Raw genomic sequence first — 23895 nt, forward strand, 5'->3', positions numbered from 1 at the left:
CGTCGTGGACGGAACGGGTCCGCGTGCCTCCGGCGCGCGGGCCCGTTCGTTATCCACCGTTATCCACAGGCCCTTACGTACCGGACGTCGGCGCTCTAATCTGAAGCCCCCCGCAGGTTACTCGCGAGTTAGTTACGCGTCCGTAGCCGCACATCCGTAGTTGTATGACCACCGCACCGCCAACAGGCATCGCCGCCGCCCGGAGGACGACGTGAGCGACAACCAGATCCAGATCGACGACCGGCTGCCCTCCGTCGCGGCTCTCTTCCTCGAACGGGTCGAGCGCACACCCGACGCGGAGGCCTACCGCTACCCGGTGCCCGCCGCCTCGGGCACCGGACCGGACGACTGGAAGTCGCTCAGCTGGGGCCAGGCCGCCGAGCGCGTCCACGCCGTCGCCGCCGGTCTGATCGACCTCGGGGTCCAGCCCGAGGAGCGCGTCGCCCTCGCCTCCTCCACCCGCGTCGAGTGGATCCTCGCCGACCTCGGCGTGATGTGCGCCGGCGCGGCCACCACCACGGTCTACCCGCAGACCAACGCCGAGGAGTCCGCCTTCATCCTCTCGGACTCCGAGTCGAAGGTGCTCATCGCCGAGAACGCCGCCCAGCTCGCCAAGGCCGTGGAGCGCCGCGCCGAGCTGCCCGGCCTCCACCACGTGGTGGTCATCGACCCCGAGGGCGCCGACACCTCCGAGGAGTGGGTCCTCACCCTCGCCGACCTGGAGGCGCGCGGAGCCGCGTACCTGGAGAAGCACCCCGAGGCGGTCAAGGAGCGGGTCGGCGCGATCACCCGCGAGCAGCTCGCCACCCTCATCTACACCTCGGGCACCACCGGCCGCCCCAAGGGCGTCCGCCTCCCGCACGACAACTGGTCGTACATGGCCAAGGCGATCGCCGCCACCGGCCTCGTCACCCAGGCCGACGTCCAGTACCTGTGGCTGCCGCTCGCCCACGTCTTCGGCAAGGTCCTCACCTCCGGCCAGATCGAGGTCGGCCACGTCACCGCCGTCGACGGCCGCGTCGACAAGATCATCGAGAACCTGCCGGTGGTCCAGCCGACCTACATGGCGGCCGTCCCCCGCATCTTCGAGAAGGTCTACAACGGCGTCGCCGCCAAGGCCCGGGCCGGCGGCGGAGCCAAGTACAAGATCTTCCAGTGGGCCGCCGGCGTCGGCCGCGAGTACGCCAAGGTCACCCAGGACAACTTCCGCCGCACCGGCACCGCCTCCGCGCCCTTCGGCCTCACCGCCAAGCACAAGGTGGCCGACGCCCTCGTCTTCGCCAAGATCCGCGAGGCCTTCGGCGGCCGGCTGCGCGCCTGCATCTCCGGCTCCGCCGCGCTCGCCCCCGAGATCGGCTACTTCTTCGCCGGCGCCGGCGTCCACATCCTGGAGGGATACGGCCTGACGGAGTCCTCCGCCGCCTCCTTCGTCAACCCCGGCGAGGCCTACCGCACCGGCACCGTCGGCAAGCCGCTCCCCGGCACCGAGGTCCGCATCGCCGACGACGGCGAGATCCTGCTCCGCGGCCCCGGCATCATGGAGGGCTACCACGGCCTCCCCGAGAAGACCGCCGAGGTCCTGGAGGCCGACGGCTGGTTCCACACCGGCGACATCGGCGAGCTCTCCGCCGACGGCTACCTGCGGATCACCGACCGCAAGAAGGACCTCATCAAGACCTCCGGCGGCAAGTACATCGCCCCGGCCGAGGTCGAGGGCCACTTCAAGGCCGTCTGCCCCTTCGTCTCCAACATCCTCGTCCACGGCGCCGACCGGAACTACTGCACCGCCCTCATCGCCCTCGACGAGCCCGCCCTCCTCGGCTGGGCCGGCGAGCACGGCCTGGGCGGCAAGTCGTACGCGGAGATCGTCGCCGCCCCGGAGACCGTCACGCTCATCCAGGGCTACGTCGACCGCCTCAACGAGGGCCTCCAGCGCTGGCAGACGATCAAGAAGTTCCGCCTCCTGCCCCGCGACCTCGACATCGAGCACGGCGAACTCACCCCGTCCCTGAAGCTCAAGCGCCCGGTCGTCGAGCGCGAGTACAAGGACCTGATCGACGACATGTACACGGGCTCGCGCGAGGCCTGACCGGCCGCGTGCCGCCATCCGGGCAGTACGGGCGGGCAGTACGGGACAATGGGTCCCATGCCTTCCGTACTGCCCGATGGTGAGCCCATGCCCGAGGACGGGGCGCTGCCCCCGCACGCCCTGGAGAGGGCGGGGGAGCGGCCGCTCGGGTTCTATCTGCACGTGCCGTACTGCGCCACGCGGTGCGGCTACTGCGACTTCAACACGTACACCGCGAGCGAGCTGCGCGGTGCCGGCGGGGTGCTCGCCTCGCGGGACAACTACGCGGGTCAGGTCGTCGAGGAGATCCGGCTCGCGCGCAAGGTGCTCGGGGACGACCCGCGGCCGGTGCGGACGGTCTTCGTCGGCGGCGGTACGCCCACGCTGCTCGCCGCCGGGGACCTCGTACGGATGCTGGGGGCGATCAGGGACGAGTTCGGGCTCGCGGACGACGCCGAGGTGACGACCGAGGCGAACCCGGAGTCCGTGAACCCGGAGTACCTCGCCGAGCTGCGGGCCGGGGGGTTCGACCGGATCTCCTTCGGCATGCAGAGCGCGCGGCCGCACGTGCTGCGGATCCTCGACCGGACCCATACGCCCGGGCGGCCCGAGGAGTGCGTCGCGGAGGCGCGGGCGGCCGGGTTCGAGCACGTCAACCTCGACCTGATCTACGGGACGCCGGGCGAGTCCGACGACGACTGGCGGGCCTCGCTCGACGCGGCCATCGGGGCGGGGCCCGACCACGTCAGCGCGTACGCCCTGATCGTCGAGGAGGGTACGCAGCTGGCGCGGCGGATCCGGCGCGGCGAGGTGCCGATGACCGACGACGACGTGCACGCGGACCGCTACCTGATCGCCGACGAGGCCTTCGAGGCGGCCGGGTACTCCTGGTACGAGGTGTCCAACTGGGCGACCTCCGAGGCCGGGCGCTGCCTGCACAACGAGCTGTACTGGCGCGGCGCGGACTGGTGGGGGGCCGGGCCCGGCGCCCACTCGCACGTGGGCGGGGTGCGGTGGTGGAACGTCAAGCATCCCGGCGCGTACGCGGCGGCGCTCGGCGCCGGGAAGTCGCCCGGTGCCGGGCGGGAGGTGCTGGCGGAGGAGGACCGACGGGTCGAGCGGATCCTGCTGGAGCTGCGGCTTCGGGAGGGGGTCGAGCTGTCGTTGCTCAAGCCCGCGGGGCTTGCGGCCGCGGGGCGGGCGCTGGAGGACGGGTTGCTCGATCCGGAGCCGTACGCCGCCGGGCGGGCCGTGCTGACCCTGAGGGGCCGGCTGCTCGCGGACGCGGTCGTGCGGGACCTGGTGGACTAGGGCGCCGTCCTCGTGGTCGGGGGGCTCAGCCCACCGTCACGAAGTCGATCAGGTGCTCCACCTTGCCCAGGAGGGCCGGTTCCAGGTCCTTGTAGGAGGTGACGCGCTTCAGGATGGCCTGCCAGACCGCGCCGGTGTTGTCCGACGGCCAGCCGAGGGCCTGGCAGGTGCCCGTCTTCCAGTCCTGGCCACGGGGGATTTCCGGCCACGACCGGATGCCCAGGGTGGCGGGCTTCACCGCCTGCCAGATGTCGATGTAGGGGTGGCCGACCACCAGGACGTGCTCCGAGGCGACCTCGGCGGCGATGCGGGACTCCTTGGAGCCGGGGACCAGGTGGTCGACGAGGACGCCGAGCCGGGCGTCGGGGCCCGGGGCGAAGTCGGCGACGATGGCCGGGAGGTGGTCGACGCCCTCCAGGTACTCCACCACCACGCCCTCGACGCGGAGGTCGTCGCCCCAGACGCGTTCCACCAGCTCCGCGTCGTGGCGGCCCTCGACGTAGATGCGGCTCGCCCGCGCCACGCGCGCGCGTGCCCCGGGGACGGCGATCGAGCCGGAGGCCGTACGGGCCGGGCGGGACGGGCCGGGGGAGGCGGGGCGCACCAGGGTCACCACGCGGCCGTCCAGGAGGAAGCCGCGCGGGTCGAGCGGGAAGACCCGGTGCTTGCCGAAGCGGTCCTCCAGCGTCACCGTGCCCGCCTCGCAGCGGATCACCGCCCCGCAGAAGCCCGTGGAGACCTCCTCGACCACCAGGTCCGGGTCGGCCGGGACCTCGGGGGCGGGGGCCTGCTTCTTCCACGGGGGCGTCAGGTCCGGGTTGTAGCTGCGCAAGGGGTTTCGGTCCTCCGGGTGCGCGGACGGGTCCTCCGCGCGGCCGGGGAGGCGTCGGGTACCGCCCGTGGCCGCGCGCTCCGTGACGCTACGACACCCCGAAGCGGCGTGCCAGTTCATCGCGCTGGCGTCGGACGAAGGCCGCGTCCACGACGGCGCCGTGGCCCGGGACGTACCGGGCGTCCTCGCCGCCGAGGGCGAGGAGACGGTCGAGGGCGTCGGGCCAGCGGGCGCCGGTGGCGTCGGGGCCCGCCTGGGGTTCGCCGGACTCCTCGACGAGGTCGCCGCAGAAGACGGTCTCGTGCTCGCCGGGGACGAAGACGGCGAGGTCGTGGCCGGAATGGGCCGGGCCCAGATTGGCCAGGAGGACCTGGCGGCCGCCGAGGTCGAGGGTCCACTCGCCGGTGACCGTGTGACGCGGGGCCACCAGGGCCTCCGCCGCCTCCGCCGCGGCCCGCTCGTCGACCCCCTGGCGCACCGCGTCCACGTACAGCTCCTCGCGGGTGCGCGCGGAGCCGAGGAGCTCGTCCATGCCGACCGCGCCGAAGACCTCCGCGCCGGCGAAGGCGGCGGTGCCGAGGACGTGGTCGAAGTGGGGGTGGCCGAGTGCGATGTGCGTCACGCGCCGGCCGCCGGTGATCGCCTCCGCCTGGGCCCGGATCGCGGCGCCCTCGGCGAGCGTGGAGCCGGTGTCGTAGAGCAGCACGGCCTTGTCCCCCACCACCAGTCCGGTGGTCGCGTCCCAGCCGGGGAGCCGCCGCCGGCCCACTCCGGACGCGAGCCTCTCCCACCCCTGAGCCGCCCAGACCGCTTCGTCGATGTCCATGGCTCCGACGCTAGCGGGTCCGCCTCCTTGCCAGGAGCGACGGCCCCGGCCGTACACTGGCCGGGGGATTCCTGGCACTCGGGCAGGGCGAGTGCCAAAAGCGGAGCAACCGGAACGGCCGAACGGGAGGTGTGCGCGTGCTCAGCGAACGCAGACTCGAGGTACTGCGCGCCATCGTCCAGGACTACGTCGGGACGGAGGAGCCGGTCGGCTCCAAGGCGCTCACCGAGCGTCACAAGCTGGGCGTGTCGCCCGCCACCGTGCGCAACGACATGGCGGTGCTGGAGGAGGAGGGGTACATCGCCCAGCCCCACACCAGCGCCGGACGGATCCCCACCGACAGGGGCTACCGCCTCTTCGTGGACCGGCTGGCGGGCGTCAAGCCGCTGTCGACCCCCGAGCGGCGCGCCATCCACAACTTCCTCGACGGCGCCGTGGACCTCGACGACGTCGTGGGCCGCACGGTGCGGCTGCTCGCGCAGCTGACCCGGCAGGTCGCCGTCGTGCAGTACCCGTCGCTGACCCGCTCCTCGATCCGTCACGTCGAGCTGCTGTCGCTGGCCCCGGCCCGGCTGATGCTCGTCCTGATCACGGACACCGGACGGGTCGAGCAGCGGGTGATCGACTGCCCCGCGCCCTTCGGCGAGACCTCCCTCGCCGATCTGCGGGCCCGGCTCAACAGCCGGGTCGGCGGCCGTCGCTTCGCCGACGTGCCGCAGCTGGTGCAGGACCTCCCCGAGTCCTTCGAGGAGGCCGAGGAGCGCGCCACGGTCTCGACCGTGCTCGCGACGCTCCTGGAGACGCTCGTGGAGGAGCACGAGGAGCGGCTGATGATCGGCGGCACCGCCAATCTCACCCGCTTCGGACACGACTTCCCGCTGACGATCCGGCCCGTCCTGGAGGCCCTTGAGGAGCAGGTCGTGCTCCTCAAGCTGCTCGGCGAGGTCAAGGAATCGGGCATGACCGTACGCATCGGGCACGAGAACGCCTACGAGGGGTTGAACTCCACGTCGGTCGTCTCGGTCGGCTACGGTTCGGGCGGCGAGGCAGTCGCCAAACTCGGCGTGGTCGGACCGACCCGCATGGACTACCCCGGAACGATGGGAGCGGTACGCGCAGTGGCACGTTACGTCGGACAGATCCTGGCGGAGTCGTAAGTGGCCACGGACTACTACGCCACACTCGGCGTGCGCCGCGACGCTTCCCAGGACGAGATCAAGAAGGCCTTCCGCCGACTCGCCCGCGAGCTTCACCCGGACGTCAACCCGGACCCGAAGACGCAGGAGCGGTTCAAGGAGATCAACGCCGCCTACGAGGTCCTCTCGGACCCGCAGAAGAAGCAGGTCTACGACCTCGGCGGCGACCCGCTCTCCTCCTCCGGCGGCATGGGCGGCGGGGGCGGCTTCGGAGCGGGCGGCTTCGGCAACTTCTCCGACATCATGGACGCCTTCTTCGGCACGGCCGGGCAGCGCGGGCCGCGCTCGCGGACCCGTCGCGGCCAGGACGCCATGATCCGTCTGGAGATCGACCTCAACGAGGCGGCCTTCGGCACGACCAAGGACCTCCAGGTCGACACGGCCGTCGTCTGCGGCACCTGTTCGGGTGAGGGCGCCGCCCCCGGCACCGCCGCGCAGACCTGCGACATGTGTCACGGCCGCGGCGAGGTCTCCCAGGTCACCCGGTCGTTCCTCGGCCAGGTCATGACCTCCCGGCCCTGCCCCCAGTGCCAGGGCTTCGGCACCGTCGTCCCGACCCCGTGCCCCGAGTGCGCGGGCGACGGCCGGGTGCGGTCCCGCCGCACCCTGACCGTGAAGATCCCGGCCGGTGTCGACAACGGCACCCGGATCCAGCTCGCGGGCGAGGGCGAGGTCGGCCCCGGCGGCGGCCCCGCCGGCGACCTGTACGTCGAGATCCAGGAGACCCCGCACGAGGTCTTCCAGCGGCGCGGCGACGACCTGCACTGCACGGTCACCCTCCCGATGACGGCGGCGGCGCTCGGCACCAAGGTGCAGCTGCAGACGCTCGACGGCCCGGAGGAGATCGACATCCGCCCGGGCACCCAGTCCGGGCAGTCGGTCCCGCTGCACGGCCGGGGCGTCACCCACCTGCGGGGCAACGGCCGCGGCGACCTCATCGTCCACGTCGAGGTCCAGACCCCGGCCAAGCTCGACCCCGAGCAGGAGCGCCTCCTGCGCGAGCTCGCCAAGCTGCGCGGCGAGGAACGGCCCACGGGCCAGTTCCAGCCCGGTCAGCAGGGCCTGTTCTCGCGGCTGAAGGACGCCTTCAACGGGCGCTGAGGCCCGGCCGGCATGATCGGTGAGTGAGAGGGGCGGCACTCTGAGTGCCGCCCCTTTCCCGTGCGCCGGAACGGGCATGACACGATGCCCATATGTCCACCACCGCACTGAACGATCTCTTCCGGTACCCGATCGTGCAGGCCCCCATGGCGGGTGGCGCTTCCTGTCCGGCGCTCGTCGGCGCCGTCGCCGAGGCCGGCGCTCTCGGCTTCCTCGCCGCCGGGTACAAGACGGCCGGCAGCCTCTACCAGGAGATCAAGCAGGTCCGCGGGCTCACCGGACAGCCCTTCGGCGTCAACGTCTTCATGCCCCAGACCGACCCCGGCGCCGATCCCGCGGCCATCGAGGTCTACCGCCACCAGCTCGCCGGGGAGGCCGGCTGGTACCGCACCGCGCTCGGCGAGACCGACGACGGCCGCGACGACGGGTACGAGTCCAAACTGGCGATCCTCCTGGAGGACCCGGTCCCCGTCGTCTCCTTCACCTTCGGCTGCCCGAAGCCCGAGACCTTCGAGGCCTTCGCCCGCGCCGGCACGTACACGATCGTCACCGTCACCTCGGCGGAGGAGGCCCGGACGGCCCAGGCGGCCGGGGCCGACGCGCTCTGCGTGCAGGGCGTCGAGGCGGGCGGCCACCAGGGCACGTACCGCGACGACCCCGCCGACGAACAGCCCGGCACCGGCCTCCTCGCCCTGCTCGCCCAGGTCGGGGAGGCCACCGAGCTGCCGCTCGTCGCCGCCGGCGGGCTGATGCGCGGCGGGCAGATCGCCGCCGTCCTCGCCGCCGGGGCGGGCGCCGCCCAGCTCGGCACCGCCTTCCTCGTCTGCCCCGAGTCCGGCGCCCACCCGCTGCACAAGCGGGCCCTGACCGACCCGCTCTTCCAGCGCACCGCCCTCACCCGCGCCTTCTCCGGACGGCCGGCCCGCGGGCTCGTCAACCGCTTCATGCGCGAGCACGGGCCGTACGCGCCCGCCGCCTACCCGGAGATCCACCACCTCACCGCCCCGCTGCGGAAGGCCGCCGCCACCGCCGGGGACGCCCAGGGCATGGCCCTGTGGGCCGGGCAGGGCCACCGCCTCGCCCGCGAGCTGCCCGCCGCGGAACTGGTCCGGGTGCTCGCCGCCGAACTCGACACCGCCCTCACCGACCTCGCCGACCCGGCCCTCAGGAGTGCCTCATGACCGCCCCCGTCTTCGTCGTCGACGCCGTGCCCGGCGCCGGCACCTTCGTCCTGGAAGGCCCCGAGGGACGGCACGCCGTCTCCGTGAAGCGGCTCCAGGCCGGCGAGACGCTCGTCCTCACCGACGGCCGGGGCCGCTGGGCCGACTGCGTGGTGCGGGACACCGAGGGCAAGGACCGGCTGACCGTCGAGGTGACGGGCGCGCACGAGGAGCCCGCCGAGGAGCCCCGGATCACCGTCGTCCAGGCCCTCCCCAAGGGCGACCGGGGCGAACTCGCCGTCGAGACCATGACCGAGACCGGCGTCGACGCGATCGTGCCGTGGGCCGCCTCCCGCTGCATCACCCAGTGGCGCGGCGACCGCGGCCTCAAGGCGCTCGGCAAGTGGCGCGCCACCGCCCGCGAGGCCGGCAAGCAGTCCCGCCGCACCCGCTTCCCCGAGGTCGACGACCTCATGACCACCAAGCAGGTCGCCCAGCTGCTCGCCGGTGCCGACTTCGCGGCCGTGCTGCACGAGGACCGCGACCACCCCAGCGGCGCCCTCGCCACCGCCGAGCTCCCCGCGAAGGGCTCGATCGTGCTCGTCGTCGGCCCCGAGGGCGGGGTCTCCCCGGAGGAGCTGGCCGCCTTCGAGGCGGCCGGAGCGCGGCCGTACCGGCTCGGCCGGAGCGTCCTGCGGACCTCCACGGCGGGCACGGCGGCCACCGCCCTCGTCCTCGGCCGCACCGGCCGCTGGGGCTAGGGCCTGTCCGGCGGATCAGGGTCGGGTGGGCCCTGGCGGCCGCGTTGTCCACAGGGGCGCGGGCGGCGGGCGGTTGTCCACAGATCGGGGACCCGCTGTCCAAGCGGTCGGGGTCTTTTCTAGGCTGAGCCGCATGGCCGACGAGTCCCCCCTGATCCGCAGTCTGCGCGCCGCGGTCGCCGCCGCGCCCGGCGACGTGCCCCTGCGCCTCCACTTCGCCGAACTCCTCCTCGCGGAGGGGCGGAGCGACGAGGCCGTCACGGAGGCCGCCGTCGCCCTCCAGCACGCGCCGGGGGACGCCGCCGCCCGCGCGCTGATGGTCCGCGCGATGGGGCTGCCGCCGGCCGCGCCCGAGGCACCCGCCGTGGCGGAGACCCCGGCCGTGCCGCAGGCCCCCGCCGTGCCGCCCGCTCCCGTACGGCCCGAGCCGAAGGCCTCCTTCGACTGGGCCGCCGCCGAGGAGCAGGTGTCCGACGTCGTCGGGCCGCGGTTCCTGGAGGAGCCGCAGGCCGAGGGCGGGGACGGGCTCGCCGGGGACGCCGCCGCCTGGGACGTGGACGCGCCCGGAGCCGTACGCCTCGCCGACGTCGGCGGCATGACCGACGTCAAGGAGCGGCTCGAAGCCGCCTTCCTCGCACCCATGCGCAACCCCGAACTCCGCCGCCTCTACGGAAAGTCGCTGCGCGGCGGACTCCTCCTGTACGGCCCTCCCGGCTGCGGCAAGACGTTCATCGCCCGGGCCGTCGCCGGAGAGCTCGGCGCCAACTTCCTCACGGTCTCGCTCTCCGACGTCCTCGACATGTGGATCGGCGCCTCCGAGAAGAACGTCCACGACATCTTCGAGACCGCCCGCCGCCAGGCCCCCTGCGTCGTCTTCCTCGACGAGCTCGACGCCCTCGGCGGCAAGCGCTCCCGCACCCACAACAACGGGCTGCGCAACGTCGTCAACCAGCTCCTCACCGAGCTCGACGGCATCGCCTCCGGCGCCGGCAACGAGGGCGTCTTCGTCCTCGCCGCCACCAACGTGCCCTGGGACGTCGACATCGCCCTGCGCCGCCCCGGCCGCCTCGACCGCACCCTCCTCGTGCTGCCGCCCGACGCCCCCGCACGCGAGGCGATCCTCCGCTACCACCTGCGCGACCGGCCCATCGAGGCCGTCGACCTCGGCAAGCTCGTCAAGGCCACCGAGGACTTCTCCGGCGCCGACCTCGCCCACCTGTGCGAGACGGCCGCCGAGACCGCCCTCCTGGACTCCGCCCGCACCGGCTCCGTCCGCCTCATCACCACCAAGGACCTGCTCGGCGCCGCCAAGCAGATCCGGCCCTCCACCGAGCCCTGGTTCGCCGCCGCGCGGAACGTCGCCATGTTCGCCAACGAGGGCGGTCTCTACGACGACCTCCTCGCCTACCTGAAGCGGAAGCGCAAGCTGTGACCACCCCCGCCACGCCCGCCGGCCCCGCCACGCCCTCCGCGCTCGCCCGCGCCGAGGCGCTGTACGAGGCCGGCCGGTACCAGCAGGCCGGGGAGTTCGCCGCCCGGCACCTCGCCGAGGACCCCGAGGACGCCGACGCGCTCACCCTGCTCGCCCGCTGCCGGCACCGGGCGGGGGACCACCCCGCCGCGCTCGCCGCCGTCGAGCAGGCGCTGCGCGCCGAACCCGAGCTGATCGGCGCCCACCTGATGCGCACCCAGATCCTCCTCGCCCTCAAGCGGTACGGGGACGCCGAGGCCGCCGCCCACCGCACCGTCGAGCTCGCCCCGCAGTTCTGGGGCAGCCACTACGCGCTCGGCACCGCGCTCGCCGAGACCGCCGAGGCCGGCCGCGTCCGCGACCGGGCCAGGACCGCCGCCGCCTACGAGGCCGCGCGCACCGCCGTCGCCCTCGGCCCCGAGGAGGACGCCGCCCACTTCCTCGTCGGCCTCACCGCCCAGCGGCGCGGCGACCACGCCACCGCCCGGCGGGCGTACGAGACGACCCTGCGGCTCAACCCGCAGAGCAGCGAGGCCCACAACAACCTCTCCCTCCTCCGGCTGCGCCGCCGCTGGCTGCGGCGCGGGGCCTGGACCCAGGCCGCCGAGGGCTTCGTCGCCTCCGCCGCCCTCGACCTCGGCGACACCAAGGCCCGCTTCAACCTGGAGGCGATGGCCTGGGGCACGGCCGCCGGGGCCCGCTGGGTCGCCCTGCTCGGCTTCATCGCCTCCGCCGTCGGCTCCGCCCCGGTCCGCACCGGCGCGACCGGCGCCGACGCCGTCGTGCCCTTCGCCATCGGCGCGACCGTGCTCGTCGGCGCCTGGGCCGGCTGGGCCGTGTGGATGGGCCGCCGGGTGCCGCCGAGACTGCGCCGCCCGATGCTGCTCGTCGCCCGCAACTGCCGGCCGGCCCTCGCGATGGCCGGCGCCGTCGGGCTGCTCGGGCTGTACTCGGTCGTCACGATGGCGCTGTGGAGCTTCGACTCCGGCGTCGTGGCGGGGCTCGGCACCCCGCTCTTCTGGGCCGTGATCATCACGTACTGGGTGAGCCGCTCGGCCCTCAACCGGCGGATGCCCAAGGACTGACCCGGCCGCCGGATAGCATGCGAGGACAGTGACCATCGAAGGCGAGGAGGCCCGGAGCATGGCCGGAGAGCCGCAGAGCGACTGCCTGTTCTGCAAGATCGTGGCCGGGGAGGTGCCGGCGACGCTCGTCCGCGAGACCGAGACCACGCTGGCCTTCCGCGACATCAACCCGCAGGCGCCCACCCACGTGCTCGTCATCCCGCGCCTCCACTACCCGGACGCCGCCTCGCTCGCCGCCGCCGCGCCGAGCGTCGCCGCCGACGTGCTGCGCGAGGCGGGCGAGGTCGCCGCGCAGGAGAAGGTCGACGGCCACGGCTACCGCATCGTCCTCAACACCGGTGCCGGCGCCGGCCAGACCGTCTTCCACGCGCACGCGCACGTGCTGGGCGGCCGCGGCCTCAACTGGCCCCCCGGATAGGACCGCGCCCGTGTCCGTCCGCGAACTCGTCGTCCTCGGCACCGCCAGCCAGGTCCCGACCCGCCACCGCAACCACAACGGCTACCTGCTGCGCTGGGACGGCCACGGCCTCCTCTTCGACCCCGGCGAGGGCACCCAGCGCCAGATGCTGCGGGCCGGGGTCGCCGCGCACGACCTGAACCGGATCTGCGTCACGCACTTCCACGGCGACCACTCGCTGGGCCTGGCCGGGGTGATCCAGCGGATCAACCTCGACCAGGTGCCGCACCAGGTCACCGCCCACTACCCGGCGAGCGGGCAGCACTTCTTCGAACGGCTCCGGTACGCCACCGCCTACCGCGAGTCCGTCGAGCTGACCGAGGCGCCGGTCGCCGAGGACGGCCGCGTCGCCGTCACCGAGGCCTTCACCCTGGAGGCCCGCCGGCTCTCGCATCCCGTCGAGTCCTTCGGCTACCGGCTCGTCGAGCCCGACGGCCGCCGGCTGCTGCCGGAGCGGCTCGCCGCGCACGGCATCAAGGGCCCGGACGTCGGGCGCATCCAGCGCGAGGGCGTCCTCGACGGCGTCACGCTGGAGGAGGTGAGCGAGGTCCGGCGCGGGCAGCGCTTCGCCTTCGTCATGGACACCCGGCTCTGCGACGGCGTGCACGCCCTCGCGGAGGGCGCCGACATGCTCGTCATCGAGTCGACCTTCCTCGACGCGGACGTCCGGCTCGCCCGGGACCACGGCCACCTCACCGCCGGGCAGGCCGCCGCCGTCGCACGGGACGCGGGCGTCCGGCACCTCGTCCTCACCCACTTCTCGCAGCGCTACTCCGACCCGTCGGAGTTCGAACGGCAGGCCAGGGCCGCCGGATTCGAGGGCGAGCTGAGCATTGCCCAGGACCTCATGAGGGTCCCCGTACCGAAGAGATAGAGCACCACCCATGCCCCTCCCCAAGGCCGAACTGCACCTCCACATCGAGGGCACCCTCGAACCCGAACTGGCCTTCGCCCTCGCCGAGCGGAACGGCGTCACCCTGCCGTACGCGACCACCGAGGAACTGCGCGAGGCCTACCGCTTCAGCGACCTCCAGTCCTTCCTGGACCTGTACTACGCCCTGATGGCGGTGCTGCAGACCCCGGAGGACTTCACCGCGCTCGCCGACGCCTATCTGGAGCGGGCCGCCGCGCAGGGGGTCCGGCACGCCGAGATCTTCTTCGACCCGCAGGCGCACGCGGTGCGGGGCGTGCCGATGGGCACGGTCGTCGAGGGGCTGTCCGCCGCGCTCGACCGCGCCGGGGAGCGGTACGGGATCTCCACCCGGCTCATCATGTGCTTCCTGCGCGACGAGTCCGCCGAGTCGGCGCTCGCGACGCTGGAGGCCGCGAAGCCGTACCTCGACCGGATCACGGGCGTCGGCCTCGACTCGGCCGAGGTCGGGCATCCGCCGGCGAAGTTCCGCGAGGTGTACGAGGAGGCCGCCCGGCTGGGGCTGCGGCGGGTCGCCCACGCGGGCGAGGAGGGGCCGGCGGCGTACGTCCGCGAGGCGCTGGACGTCCTGGGCGTCGAGCGGATCGACCACGGGCTGCGGTGCATGGAGGACCCCGAGCTGGTCGAGCGGCTCGCCCGCGAGCGGGTGCCGCTGACGCTCTGTCCGCTGTCGAACGTGCGGCTGCGGGTGATCGACGAGCTGGGGGAGCATCCGCTGCGGGCGATGCTCGACGCGGGGCTCCTCGTGACGGTGAACTCCGACGATCCGGCGTACTTCGGGGGGTACGTCGGTGACAACTACACGGCGGTGCGGGAGGCGCTGGCGCTGAGCCAGGAGCAGTTGCGGGTGCTGGCCCGGCACTCCTTCGAAGCGTCCTTCCTGGACGACGACGAGCCGCGTCGCGCGCGCTACCTCGCCGAGGTGGAGGCGTACACCTTCTGACGGGGCCGCCGTTCCGTTGGGGGCAGGCGTTCCGCAAGGGGCGGAACGGGTGGGCACAACGGAACGGCACCTTGGGCGGGTGCCTCCGCACATGCGCCTGAACCCGCACTGGTACGGCGCCGCACACGGGGTGAGGGTTCAGGCCCGGAAAGCCTCGGCCCGGCAAAGGGCGCCGTCCCTGTGCCCACCCGTCCCGCCCTGCGGGACGCCTGCCCACAGTGCCGGCGGGCGACCGCCGTCAGCGGTGCCGCCACCAGGAGGAGCAGGGCCGCCAGGGTCGCGCCCATGCCCGGGTAGCCCGCCGTCTCCGAGAGGACGCTGCCGGTGACCGGGCCGCAGGCGGTGCCCAGGGAGGAGGCCGAGCCGACCAGGACGGCCCAGCGGCCCCGCGGGTCCAGGGAGGCGGCGAGGCCCAGGAGGCAGGAGAGGACGACCGGGTAGAGGACGTTCCAGAGGATCTCGCCGGTCGCGAACGACGCGAGGTCCTCGGCGGTCGCGCTCAGCAGGACGCAGGCCGCGATCAGGGCCGTGCCCGCGCCGATCGGGACCGCCCGGCCGAGCCGGGGGCCCAGCGCGCCCGCCGCGGTGACGCCCGCCAGGCCCGCGCCGAGCGCGAGGGCGAAGACGGCGCCCACCGTGACCTCCGAGAGGCCCGCCTGGACCGTGCCGATGCGGCCGCTGACGCCCCAGAGGGCGTTCTGGGCGAGGGACCAGCACAGGAGGCCGCCGGCGAGCACCGCGCCCGCCCGGCGGTGGGGCAGCGGTCCGGCGTCCCGCGCCGCCGGAACGTCCCGGTGGGCGCGCGGGGCGCCGGGCAGCCGGCTCGTGACCGGCCAGACCAGGAGCGCCGCGCAGGCGAGCGCGACCAGCGGCGGGGCGTGGCCGCCGCCGAGCCTCGGCAGCGTCAGGTACAGCGCCCCGGCCACCGCCGAGACCGACAGCAGGCCCAGCGTGGAGGCCCGCTGCGGGTCGGGCCGCCCGGCGATCCCGGAGGCCGCGACCGCCGTCGCCGTACCGGAGCCGAAGCCGCCGAGGACGACCCCGGCGACCACCGGCGGCAGGGTGCCGGTCGCGGCGGCGGAGCCGTATCCGAGGGTCATGGCGAGCAGTCCGAGGCGGGCCGCCCGGCGCGGGCCGATCCGGTGCACGCGCGTGGCCAGCGTGAAGCCGGCGGAGGCGGAGGCGAGCAGCAGGACCGAGCCGATCAGACCGGCCTGGGAGGGGCCGAGGCCGAGTCCCGCGGCGAGCCGGCCGACGACGGTGGGGAGCAGGTACGGGGCGAGATATCCGGCCGTGAAGAGGGCGACGAGGGCGGCGAGCGCCCCACGGGCGCGCGGGCGCGACGGCATGGGCGTTCCAGGAACTGAACAGGGGGGTGAGACGGCACCCGGGTGATCCACGGGGTCGCGGCACCATGTGTATCAAGCAACCGAATGCGTGGAGAAGGTGCTCTCCCCCGGTTTGTTCTGTGATGTGGAACACAATGAGTTTGGGGGGCGGTCCGAGCGGGTATCAGGGCGCAGCCCGTCGCGTTGTCCGCGTTGTTCGCGTCGGTCCCCTCGACCCGCACCCCTTCGGGCACACTGGCCGGATCGGCACCCGGTGCCGATCCCGCCGCACCACGACCGGGGAGTAGTCCGTGAGCACAGCCAGCGGAGAACAGAGCGGAGAACCGGGCGGAGACCAGCGCGAGGACCGGCCCGAGCAGGCCGCCGACGTCCCCTGCGTCCCCGGCGCCCCCGGTGTCGACCCGCTGGAGACGGTCCGCGAGCCCGCCGACCCGGCCTGCGACGTCTTCCTCACCGGCACCGTCTTCCTCGACATCATCTTCACCGGCCTCGACAGCGCCCCCGTCCGCGGCACCGAGTCCTGGGCCCGCGGCATGGGCTCCAGCCCCGGCGGCGTCGCCAACATGGCCACCGCCCTCGCCCGCCTCGGCCTGCGCACCTCCCTCGCCGCCGCCTTCGGCGACGACCACTACGGCGAGTACTGCTGGGACGCCCTCGAACAGGGCGAGGGCATCGACCTCACCCTCTCCCGCACCGTCGAGGGCTGGCACTCCCCGGTCACCGTCTCCATGGCCTACGAGGGCGAGCGGACGATGGTCTCGCACGGCCACGAGGCGCCCCGGCCCGACGGCGCCCCGGTCCGCCCGCCGCGCGCCCGCGCCGCCGTAGCCTCCCTCGCGCCCGGCCGCGCCGAGGAGTGGGTGGCCCGCGCCGCCCGCGACGGCGCCCGGGTCTTCGCCGACGTCGGCTGGGACGAGACCGGCCGCTGGGACCTGGCGGGCCTGACCGACCTGGAGCACTGCGAGGCCTTCCTGCCCAACGCGGCCGAGGCGATGCGCTACACCCGCACCGACTGCCCCCGGGCCGCCGCCCGCGCGCTCGCCGACAAGGTCCGCTACGCCGTGGTCACCCTCGGCGCCGAGGGCGCCTACGCGGTCGACGGCGGCACCGGGGAGACCGCCGAGGTCCCCGCCATCCGCGTCGAGGCGCTCGACCCCACCGGCGCCGGCGACGTCTTCGTCGCCGGCTTCGTCACCGGCACCCTCGCCGACTGGCCGCTCGCCGACCGGCTCGCCTTCGCCGGCCTGACCGCCGCCCTCTCCGTCCAGGAGTTCGGCGGCTCGCTCTCCGCCCCCACCTGGCCCGAGATCGCCGCCTGGTGGCAGCACGTCCAGCGCGACGGCCGCCAGGACCCGGAGGCCCTGCGGGCCCGCTACGCCTTCCTCGAAGCCCTGCTGCCGGTCCCCGCGCGCCCCTGGCCGACCCGCCGCGCGGTGCCCACCATCGGCTTCCGGGCACCTGTCTCGTAAACCGCTTCGGGCACACCGGTACCAGGTCGTAGGCTGGGGTGCGAGAGGTTGTCGAGCAGCGAGAACCCCGCAGCAGGAGGTAGGCGCAGGCCAGAGGGCCGGCCCATGACGCAGACACCCACAGCTCCCAACGGAACGCCGGGCGAGGCCCGGGCCCACTTCGCGGTGCCCGCCAAGCACCCCATGGTGACCGTCCTCGGCTCCGGAGACTCCCTGCTCCGCGTGATCGAGCAGGCGTTCCCCCGGGCGGACATCCACGTCCGGGGCAATCAGGTCAGCGCGGTCGGCGACGCCGTGGAAGTCGCCCTGATCCAGCGCCTGTTCGACGAGATGATGCTGGTGCTCCGCACCGGACAGCCGATGACGGAGGACGCAGTGGAACGCTCCATCGCCATGCTCAAGGCGAGTGAGAACGGCGAAGGCGCCGACGAGACCCCGGCCGAGGTGCTCACCCAGAACATCCTCTCCAGCCGAGGCCGCACGATCCGCCCCAAGACGCTCAACCAGAAGCGGTACGTCGACGCCATCGACAAGCACACCATCGTCTTCGGCATCGGCCCCGCGGGCACCGGCAAGACCTACCTGGCCATGGCCAAGGCCGTCCAGGCCCTCCAGTCCAAGCAGGTCACCCGGATCATCCTGACCCGCCCGGCGGTCGAGGCCGGCGAGCGCCTCGGCTTCCTGCCCGGCACCCTGTACGAGAAGATCGACCCGTACCTGCGGCCGCTCTACGACGCCCTGCACGACATGCTCGACCCCGACTCCATCCCCAAGCTCATGGCGAGCGGGACGATCGAGGTCGCGCCGCTGGCGTACATGCGCGGACGGACGCTCAACGACGCGTTCATCATCCTCGACGAGGCGCAGAACACGAACCCCGAGCAGATGAAGATGTTCCTCACCCGCCTCGGCTTCGACTCGAAGATCGTCATCACCGGTGACGTGACCCAGATCGACCTGCCGAACGGCACGAAGAGCGGTCTGCGCCAGGTCCAGGACATCCTCGACGGGGTCGACGACGTCCACTTCTCGCGGCTCACGTCCCACGATGTCGTCCGGCACAAGCTCGTCGGCCGTATCGTCGACGCGTACGAGAAGTACGACAGCGCCAACGAGCAGCGCACCGGCCGCAACGGGAAGTAGAAGCACCGCACATGTCGATCGACGTCAACAACGAGTCCGGCACCGAGGTCGACGAGCAGGCGATCCTCGACGTCGCCCGCTACGCCCTGGGGCGCATGCGCATCCACCCGCTCTCCGAGCTCTCGGTGATCGTGGTGGACGCGGAGGCGATGGAGCAGCTCCACATCCAGTGGATGGACCTCCCCGGACCGACGGACGTCATGTCCTTCCCGATGGACGAGCTGCGCCCGCCGGCCAAGGACGACGAGGAGCCCCCGCAGGGCCTCCTCGGCGACATCGTGCTCTGCCCCGAGGTCGCCAAGAAGCAGGGCGAGGACGCCCCGACGAACCACTCCATGGACGAGGAGCTCCAGCTCCTCACCGTCCACGGCGTCCTCCACCTGCTCGGCTACGACCACGAGGAGCCGGAGGAGAAGGCCGAGATGTTCGGCCTCCAGGCGGCGATCGTCGACGGCTGGCGCGCCGAGCGGGGCCTCACCGGCCCGTCGCCGGCCCCCACCGTCAACTGACCCCGCGCGCCCGATGAGCATCCAGCTGATCCTCGGCGCGGTCGCCCTGGTCGTCGTCGCCTGGCTCGCCGCCTGCGCCGAGGCCGGGCTGGCCCGCGTCTCCGGCTTCCGTGCCGCCGAGGCCGTCCGCTCCGGGCGGCGCGGCGCCGAGAAGCTCTCCCAGGTCGCCTCCGACCCCACCCGCTACCTCAACGTGGCGCTGCTCGTCCGCGTCGCCTGCGAGATGGCGGCCGGCGTCCTCGTCACCTACGCCTGCCTGGAGTACTTCCCGGAGACCTGGGAGGCGCTCCTCGTCGCCATCGCCGTGATGGTCCTGGTCAGCTATGTGGCGGTCGGCGTCTCGCCGCGCACCATCGGCCGCCAGCACCCGCTGAACACCGCGACCGCCGCGGCGTACGTCCTCGTCCCGCTGGCCCGGATCATGGGCCCGATCCCGCAGCTGCTGATCCTCATCGGCAACGCGCTCACCCCGGGCAAGGGCTTCCGCAAGGGCCCCTTCGCCTCCGAGGCGGAGCTGCGGGCGATGGTCGACCTCGCCGAGCAGGAGTCGCTGATCGAGGACGAGGAGCGCCGGATGGTGCACTCGGTCTTCGAGCTCGGCGACACCCTCGTCCGGGAGGTCATGGTGCCCCGCACCGACCTCATCTGCATCGAGCGGTACAAGACCGTCCGGCAGGCCCTCACCCTGGCGCTGCGCTCCGGCTTCTCCCGGATCCCGGTGACGGGGGAGAACGAGGACGACATCGTCGGCATCGTGTACCTGAAGGACCTGGTCAGGAAGACGCACATCAACCGCGACGCCGAGGCCGACCTGGTCTCCACCGCGATGCGCGCCGCGGCCTTCGTCCCCGACACCAAGAACGCCGGCGACCTGCTGCGCGAGATGCAGCAGGAGCGCAACCACGTCGCCGTCGTCATCGACGAGTACGGCGGCACCGCCGGCATCGTCACCATCGAGGACATCCTGGAGGAGATCGTCGGCGAGATCACCGACGAGTACGACCGGGAGCTGCCGCCCGTCCAGGAGCTCGGCGACGAGTGCCACCGGGTCACCGCCCGCCTCGACATCGGCGACCTGGGCGAGCTGTACGGCTTCGGCCCGGACGAGTTCGACGACGAGGACGTGGAGACGGTGGGCGGCCTGCTCGCCAAGGCCCTCGGCCGCGTCCCGATCGCCGGCGCCTCCGCCGTCGTCGCCCTGCCGGACGGACGGGAGCTGCGGCTCACCGCCGAGTCCCCGGCCGGCCGCCGGAACAAGATCGTCACCGTGCTCGTCGAACCGGTCGCCCCGGCCGGCGCGGAGGGAGAGGACCCGGCATGACCCCCGAGCAGCTGCGCGCCTTCTGCCTGGAGTTCAACGACGCCGGCGAGGAGTTCCCCTTCGGCCCCGACACCTCGGTGTTCAAGGTGGCCGGGAAGCTGTTCGCGCTGTCCTGGCTGGACGGCGAGCCGCTGCGGGTCAATCTGAAGTGCGATCCGGACGACGCCGTACGGCTCCGCGAGGAGTATCCGGCGATCACTCCCGGCTACCACATGAACAAGCGCCACTGGAACACGGTCGAGGTGGCCGGGCTCCCGGACCGGATGGTCCGGGAGCTCATCGAGGACTCGTACGACCTGGTCGTCGCGGGCCTGCCCAAGGCGGTACGGCTCCGGCTCGACCGGCCGTAGCTCACCGCGCGCGACGCAGGCCCAGGGCGACGAGCACCGCCGCGCCGAGCACGATCGCCGCGTCCACGGCGACGACGGTGCGCACCCCCTCGTACAGGTCGCCGCCGGTGGTGGCGAGGACCCCCAGCATCGGGATGCCGACGGTGAGGCCGACCTGCTGGGTCGTGGTGACCAGGCCGGTCGCCAGGCCCTGCTCCTCGTCCCGGACGCCCGAGGTGACCGTCAGGCCGTACGAGATGATCGCGCCGAGGTGGAACATCGAGGCGAGGGTGACCGCGACGGTCGCCACGACCGCGCCGGAGCGCTCGCCGATCCCGAGCAGCGCCGCCGTGAGGACCGCCTGCCCGGCGAGCGAGACGACGAGGGTGCGGCGGGCGCCGAGCTTCCCGATGACCTTCGGCGTGAGCGTCCCCGCGAGGACCGAGAAGATGCCCTGGATCCCGAAGACGACGCCGGTGGCGAAGGCCGAGAGGCCGAGCGTGGACTGGAGGTAGAGGGTCAGGACGAAGACGATCGTCGACATCATCGAGAAGGTGACGAGCCCGCCGAGGTTGCCGAAGGCGACCGTGCGCCGGCGGAGCATCGGCAGCGAGACCAGCGGCGCCGGGTGGCGGGACTCGACGACCACGAAGGCGGTCAGCAGGAGCACTCCGCCGACCAGGGCGACGAGCACGTCGGTGCCGCCGAAGCCGCGCTCGGCGGCGGTGGTCAGGGCGTAGATCAGGGCGAGCAGACCGCCGGTGACGGTGATCGCGCCGGGCACGTCGAGCCGGGGCCGGTCCGGGGTGCGGGACTCGGTGAGCAGGCCCGGGGCGAGCGGCAGCACGATCAGGGCGAAGACGGCGAGCAGGCCCATGGTGGAGCGCCAGCCCAGGGTGTCGGTCATGACGCCGCCGAGGACCATGCCGATGGTGAAGCCCAGCGACATCAGGGTGCCGGAGATGCCGAGCGCCCGGTCGCGCAGCGGACCCTCCGGGAAGGAGGTGGTCAGCAGGGACATGCCGGTGGGCACGATCGCGGCGGCGCCGACGCCCTGGAGGGCGCGGCCGGCGAGGAAGGACGCCGGGTCCCAGGCGACGGTGGCGAGCACGGACGCGGCGGCGAAGAGGCCGAGGCCGCCGAGGAAGAGCCGCTTGCGGCCGTAGAGGTCGCCGATCCGCCCGAAGAGCAGCAGGAAGCCGCCGGAGGGGAGGGCGAAGGCGGTGACGGCCCACTGGAGGGCGGAGCGGTCGAGGCCGAGGTCGGCGCCGAGGACGGGCAGCGCGACGTTCAGGACGGAGAAGTCGAGCGCCACGATGAACTGGGCGGCGCACAGCACGAAGAGGACGAGCCGGGAGCGGCCGGCGAGGGCCGGGGGCGCGGGCGGAGCGGGGACGGGGGTCTTTCCGGGGGCGGAGGTCACGGTTGCCATGGCCACGACTCTCGTGGCCGGGGAACATCGCCGGGTAGCGGGAACTTATCCTGTTGGTCGCACCACCAGGCGTCCGGGGGAGGAAGCAGACGTGGTCACAGCGGTGGAGAGCACCGACGGCAAGGCGCACCGACTGGCCGAACTGCGCGAGTTCCTGATGAGCCGTCGGGCCCGGGTGAGCCCGGCCCAGGCGGGCCTTCCGGACGGCGGCAGGCGTCGTACGCCCGGGCTGCGCCGGGAGGAGGTCGCCGTCCTCGCGGGCGTCGGCGTCAGCTGGTACCAGTGGCTGGAGCAGGGCCGCGACATCACCGTCTCGCCCCAGGTGCTCGACGCGGTGGCGCGGGTGCTGCGGCTGAGCCCGGCCGAGCGCCGCCATCTGTACGTCCTGGCGGCGCTGAACCCGCCGGCCCTCGAAGCCGCCCCGGAGGACCGGGACATGTGCGACGGGCTGCGGCGGCTGATCGAGGCGTGGATGCCGTTCCCGGCGCACATCATGGACGCGTACTGGAACACGGTGATGTTCAACGAGGCGGCGGCGGCCGTCTTCGGGCTGCGGGCGGACGTGCACCGCAACTGCCTGATCGACTTCTTCACCGACGAGATGTACCGGGCGCGGATGCGCGGCTGGGAGGAGCTGGCGCCGAAGGTGGTGGCGCAGTTCCGGTCGGCGTGCTCGGAGTGCCCGGACGACGACGGCTTCCGGGCGGTGGTCGCCGAGGCGAAGGCGGTGAGCCCCGAGTTCGCGGAGCTGTGGGAGCGGCGGGACATCCTGCCCGGCGGCCAGAACCGCAAGGAGATGGACCACCCGGTGGCCGGGCTGCTCGTGGTGGAGGCCACCCAGCTTCGGGTGCCGGCCCGCCCTGACCTGGTGATCGTGCTGCACACGCCGCTGCCGGAGGCGCGGACCGCCGAGAAGCTGGAGTGGCTGGTGTCGCCGGAGGGGCGGCGGGGGGCCCTGTACCCGCTGGCGGGCTGAGCCGGCGCCCCGACCTATGCTCGGTCCATGACACTCAGCAGTGAGCACGGCGACCTCGGCCCCGAGGACCAGAAGATCATCACCCTGGCGCGCAGCGCCCGCGCCCGCAACGGTGTGCCCGAGGGCGCGGCCGTACGGGACGAGACCGGCCGCACGTACGTGGCGGGCACGGTGGAGCTGGAGTCGCTGAAGCTGAGCGCGCTGCGGACCGCCGTGGCGATGGCGGTGGCGAGCGGGGCGCAGTCGCTGGAGGCGGCGGCCGTGGTGTCGGCCGCCGAGGCCGCGTCGGAGGAGGACCGGGCGGCCGTGCGGGACCTGGGCGGGCCCGGGACGCCGGTGCTGCTCGCGGGGCCCGACGGACAGCTGCGTTCGGCCGTCACGGCGGGCTGAGCGCCGCACGGGGGACAGCGGGGTCCGGCCACGGCCGGGCCCTTGCGCGTTTGTGAAGGATCTCCGCGACTTCTCTTGCCTTCCCATGCGGTCTGCGTCTCAATAGGCGGCGGGCGGTCCGACGGACCGTCAGATCTCCGCCATTCCACGCAGTGCCCGCACCCCTGCGTTCGTCATCGGAAGGGGTACGAACCCGCCATGAGAAGAAGCACCTTAGGGGCGGCCGGGGCGCTCGCCGCGGGCCTCGCCAGCATGTCGCTCGTCTTCGCCCCCACGGCGTCCGCCGCGGTCTCGCCGGGCTCGGCGACGGCCACGTACGACTGCGGGAGCTGGGGCGGCGGCACCGCCACGCTCACCATGACCCACTCCGGCACCACCGGTCAGGTCTCGATCGCCGCTCCCGTGACCACGCCGATCGCGGTCGGCGCGGACTCGATCAGCTCCACGCTGATCCTGGACAACGCGACGGGCCCCGACCGGGTCTTCACCGGCAAGAAGAACCCGGCGATCCCGGCCGGTGGTACGGCGAAGCTGGGACCGCTGACCGCCACCAACGTGGTCGCCGGCGACAGCCTCAACTCGTACTTCGCCGGAGTCGCCCTCAAGCTGGTGATCTTCGGCGTCACGGTGAACTGCGACGCGGTGACCTCGCAGTCCCCGGGACCGTTCGTCATCAGCTGATCCACCGCGCACCACCCGTGACCGGTGCCGCCGAGGGCGGCGCCGGTCTTCGGCATGCCGCCCGACATGCCGGAGAAGTCGTCACATCGACCGATCCTGCCATTATCTGATGGGTCATCAGTCAATGGGTTCCGTCGTTATTGACTTCTCTTGC

Annotated in this window: 23 protein-coding genes; 19 read left to right on the forward strand and 4 right to left on the reverse strand. The window is 73.3% G+C overall.

Translation table 11 applies throughout. The features are described from left to right. Positions 1 to 211: 211 nt before the first annotated feature. Both ABZ621_RS19810 and hemW read left to right on the forward strand, forming a co-directional pair. A complete protein-coding gene (locus ABZ621_RS19810; RefSeq protein WP_360606178.1) occupies positions 212 to 2089 on the forward strand; it encodes an AMP-dependent synthetase/ligase in 1878 nt (625 codons plus the stop codon). A 48-nt stretch (positions 2090 to 2137) separates the two neighbouring features. Continuing rightward, the gene (hemW, locus tag ABZ621_RS19815) at positions 2138 to 3379 is read left to right on the forward strand and encodes a radical SAM family heme chaperone HemW (RefSeq protein WP_360606180.1); all 1242 of its coding nucleotides are present in this window, start codon (positions 2138 to 2140) and stop codon (positions 3377 to 3379) included. Between the two features lie 25 nt (positions 3380 to 3404). Here hemW and ABZ621_RS19820 read toward each other — a convergent pair whose 3' ends face one another. Then, positions 3405 to 4211 carry a DUF3097 domain-containing protein gene (locus tag ABZ621_RS19820; RefSeq protein ID WP_360606182.1) on the reverse strand — a complete coding sequence of 269 codons (807 nt, stop codon included), beginning with the start codon at positions 4209 to 4211 and terminating at the stop codon, positions 3405 to 3407. Between the two features lie 88 nt (positions 4212 to 4299). Next, positions 4300 to 5037, reverse strand: a complete 738-nt coding sequence (locus tag ABZ621_RS19825) for an MBL fold metallo-hydrolase (protein ID WP_360606184.1) — start codon at positions 5035 to 5037, stop codon at positions 4300 to 4302. 137 nt (positions 5038 to 5174) lie between these two features. Here ABZ621_RS19825 and hrcA point away from each other — a divergent pair, with 137 nt between their 5' ends. From hrcA to ABZ621_RS19870, 9 genes are all read left to right on the forward strand, one after another. Next, positions 5175 to 6194, forward strand: coding sequence for a heat-inducible transcriptional repressor HrcA (gene hrcA / locus ABZ621_RS19830; RefSeq protein ID WP_360606186.1), 1020 nt, complete (start codon positions 5175 to 5177; stop codon positions 6192 to 6194). Continuing rightward, on the forward strand, positions 6195 to 7334 hold the full coding sequence (gene dnaJ / locus ABZ621_RS19835; RefSeq protein ID WP_360606188.1) for a molecular chaperone DnaJ: 1140 nt from the start codon (positions 6195 to 6197) through the stop codon (positions 7332 to 7334). Between the two features lie 92 nt (positions 7335 to 7426). Next, positions 7427 to 8515: a nitronate monooxygenase gene (locus ABZ621_RS19840; protein ID WP_360606189.1), complete on the forward strand. Its 1089-nt coding sequence runs from the start codon at positions 7427 to 7429 to the stop codon at positions 8513 to 8515. Further along, a complete protein-coding gene (locus ABZ621_RS19845; RefSeq protein ID WP_360606191.1) occupies positions 8512 to 9255 on the forward strand; it encodes a 16S rRNA (uracil(1498)-N(3))-methyltransferase in 744 nt (247 codons plus the stop codon). The genes ABZ621_RS19840 and ABZ621_RS19845 overlap by 4 nt, the downstream gene beginning before the upstream one ends. Before the next feature lie 133 nt (positions 9256 to 9388). Continuing rightward, a complete protein-coding gene (locus tag ABZ621_RS19850; RefSeq protein WP_360606193.1) occupies positions 9389 to 10687 on the forward strand; it encodes an AAA family ATPase in 1299 nt (432 codons plus the stop codon). After that, positions 10684 to 11811, forward strand: coding sequence for a tetratricopeptide repeat protein (locus ABZ621_RS19855; protein ID WP_360606195.1), 1128 nt, complete (start codon positions 10684 to 10686; stop codon positions 11809 to 11811). The genes ABZ621_RS19850 and ABZ621_RS19855 overlap by 4 nt, the downstream gene beginning before the upstream one ends. Positions 11812 to 11869: 58 nt before the next feature. Further along, complete coding sequence (locus ABZ621_RS19860) at positions 11870 to 12229, forward strand: histidine triad nucleotide-binding protein (protein ID WP_360606550.1); 360 nt, start codon at positions 11870 to 11872, stop codon at positions 12227 to 12229. Between the two features lie 10 nt (positions 12230 to 12239). Beyond that, positions 12240 to 13142 (forward strand): ribonuclease Z, encoded by a 903-nt coding sequence (locus ABZ621_RS19865; protein ID WP_360606197.1) that lies wholly within the window; start codon positions 12240 to 12242, stop codon positions 13140 to 13142. A gap of 10 nt (positions 13143 to 13152) precedes the next feature. After that, positions 13153 to 14142 carry an adenosine deaminase gene (locus tag ABZ621_RS19870; protein WP_360606199.1) on the forward strand — a complete coding sequence of 330 codons (990 nt, stop codon included), beginning with the start codon at positions 13153 to 13155 and terminating at the stop codon, positions 14140 to 14142. Here the strand turns inward: ABZ621_RS19870 and ABZ621_RS19875 are convergent. Further along, positions 14109 to 15491: an MFS transporter gene (locus tag ABZ621_RS19875; RefSeq protein ID WP_360606201.1), complete on the reverse strand. Its 1383-nt coding sequence runs from the start codon at positions 15489 to 15491 to the stop codon at positions 14109 to 14111. The two genes, ABZ621_RS19870 and ABZ621_RS19875, sit on opposite strands and share 34 nt — an antisense overlap. 404 nt (positions 15492 to 15895) lie before the next feature. Here ABZ621_RS19875 and ABZ621_RS19880 point away from each other — a divergent pair, with 404 nt between their 5' ends. The 5 genes from ABZ621_RS19880 (at position 15896) to ABZ621_RS19900 (ending at position 20283) form a co-directional block, all read left to right on the forward strand. Continuing rightward, complete coding sequence (locus ABZ621_RS19880; RefSeq protein WP_360606552.1) at positions 15896 to 16960, forward strand: PfkB family carbohydrate kinase; 1065 nt, start codon at positions 15896 to 15898, stop codon at positions 16958 to 16960. Between the two features lie 105 nt (positions 16961 to 17065). Continuing rightward, positions 17066 to 18103, forward strand: a complete 1038-nt coding sequence (locus ABZ621_RS19885) for a PhoH family protein (protein WP_169084939.1) — start codon at positions 17066 to 17068, stop codon at positions 18101 to 18103. Positions 18104 to 18114: 11 nt separating this feature from the next. Further along, positions 18115 to 18612, forward strand: a complete 498-nt coding sequence (gene ybeY / locus ABZ621_RS19890) for an rRNA maturation RNase YbeY (RefSeq protein ID WP_189946760.1) — start codon at positions 18115 to 18117, stop codon at positions 18610 to 18612. Positions 18613 to 18625: 13 nt separating this feature from the next. After that, the gene (locus tag ABZ621_RS19895) at positions 18626 to 19933 is read left to right on the forward strand and encodes a hemolysin family protein (protein WP_360606204.1); all 1308 of its coding nucleotides are present in this window, start codon (positions 18626 to 18628) and stop codon (positions 19931 to 19933) included. Beyond that, the gene (locus ABZ621_RS19900; protein ID WP_360606206.1) at positions 19930 to 20283 is read left to right on the forward strand and encodes an MmcQ/YjbR family DNA-binding protein; all 354 of its coding nucleotides are present in this window, start codon (positions 19930 to 19932) and stop codon (positions 20281 to 20283) included. Before ABZ621_RS19895 ends, ABZ621_RS19900 begins: the two co-directional genes overlap by 4 nt. Before the next feature lies 1 nt (position 20284). Here the strand turns inward: ABZ621_RS19900 and ABZ621_RS19905 are convergent, their stop codons facing one another. Next, entirely contained in the window at positions 20285 to 21694 is a 1410-nt protein-coding gene (locus ABZ621_RS19905; protein ID WP_360606208.1) for an MFS transporter, read from the reverse strand. 91 nt (positions 21695 to 21785) lie between these two features. Here ABZ621_RS19905 and ABZ621_RS19910 point away from each other — a divergent pair, with 91 nt between their 5' ends. From ABZ621_RS19910 to ABZ621_RS19920, 3 genes are all read left to right on the forward strand, one after another. Next, the gene (locus ABZ621_RS19910; RefSeq protein ID WP_360606210.1) at positions 21786 to 22670 is read left to right on the forward strand and encodes a helix-turn-helix transcriptional regulator; all 885 of its coding nucleotides are present in this window, start codon (positions 21786 to 21788) and stop codon (positions 22668 to 22670) included. Between the two features lie 27 nt (positions 22671 to 22697). After that, a complete protein-coding gene (locus tag ABZ621_RS19915) occupies positions 22698 to 23060 on the forward strand; it encodes a cytidine deaminase (protein ID WP_360606212.1) in 363 nt (120 codons plus the stop codon). A gap of 198 nt (positions 23061 to 23258) precedes the next feature. Further along, complete coding sequence (locus tag ABZ621_RS19920; protein ID WP_360606214.1) at positions 23259 to 23741, forward strand: hypothetical protein; 483 nt, start codon at positions 23259 to 23261, stop codon at positions 23739 to 23741. Positions 23742 to 23895: the final 154 nt, after the last annotated feature.

The sequence above is a fragment of the Streptomyces sp. NPDC007863 genome (assembly GCF_040633895.1).
Taxonomy (GTDB): domain Bacteria; phylum Actinomycetota; class Actinomycetes; order Streptomycetales; family Streptomycetaceae; genus Streptomyces.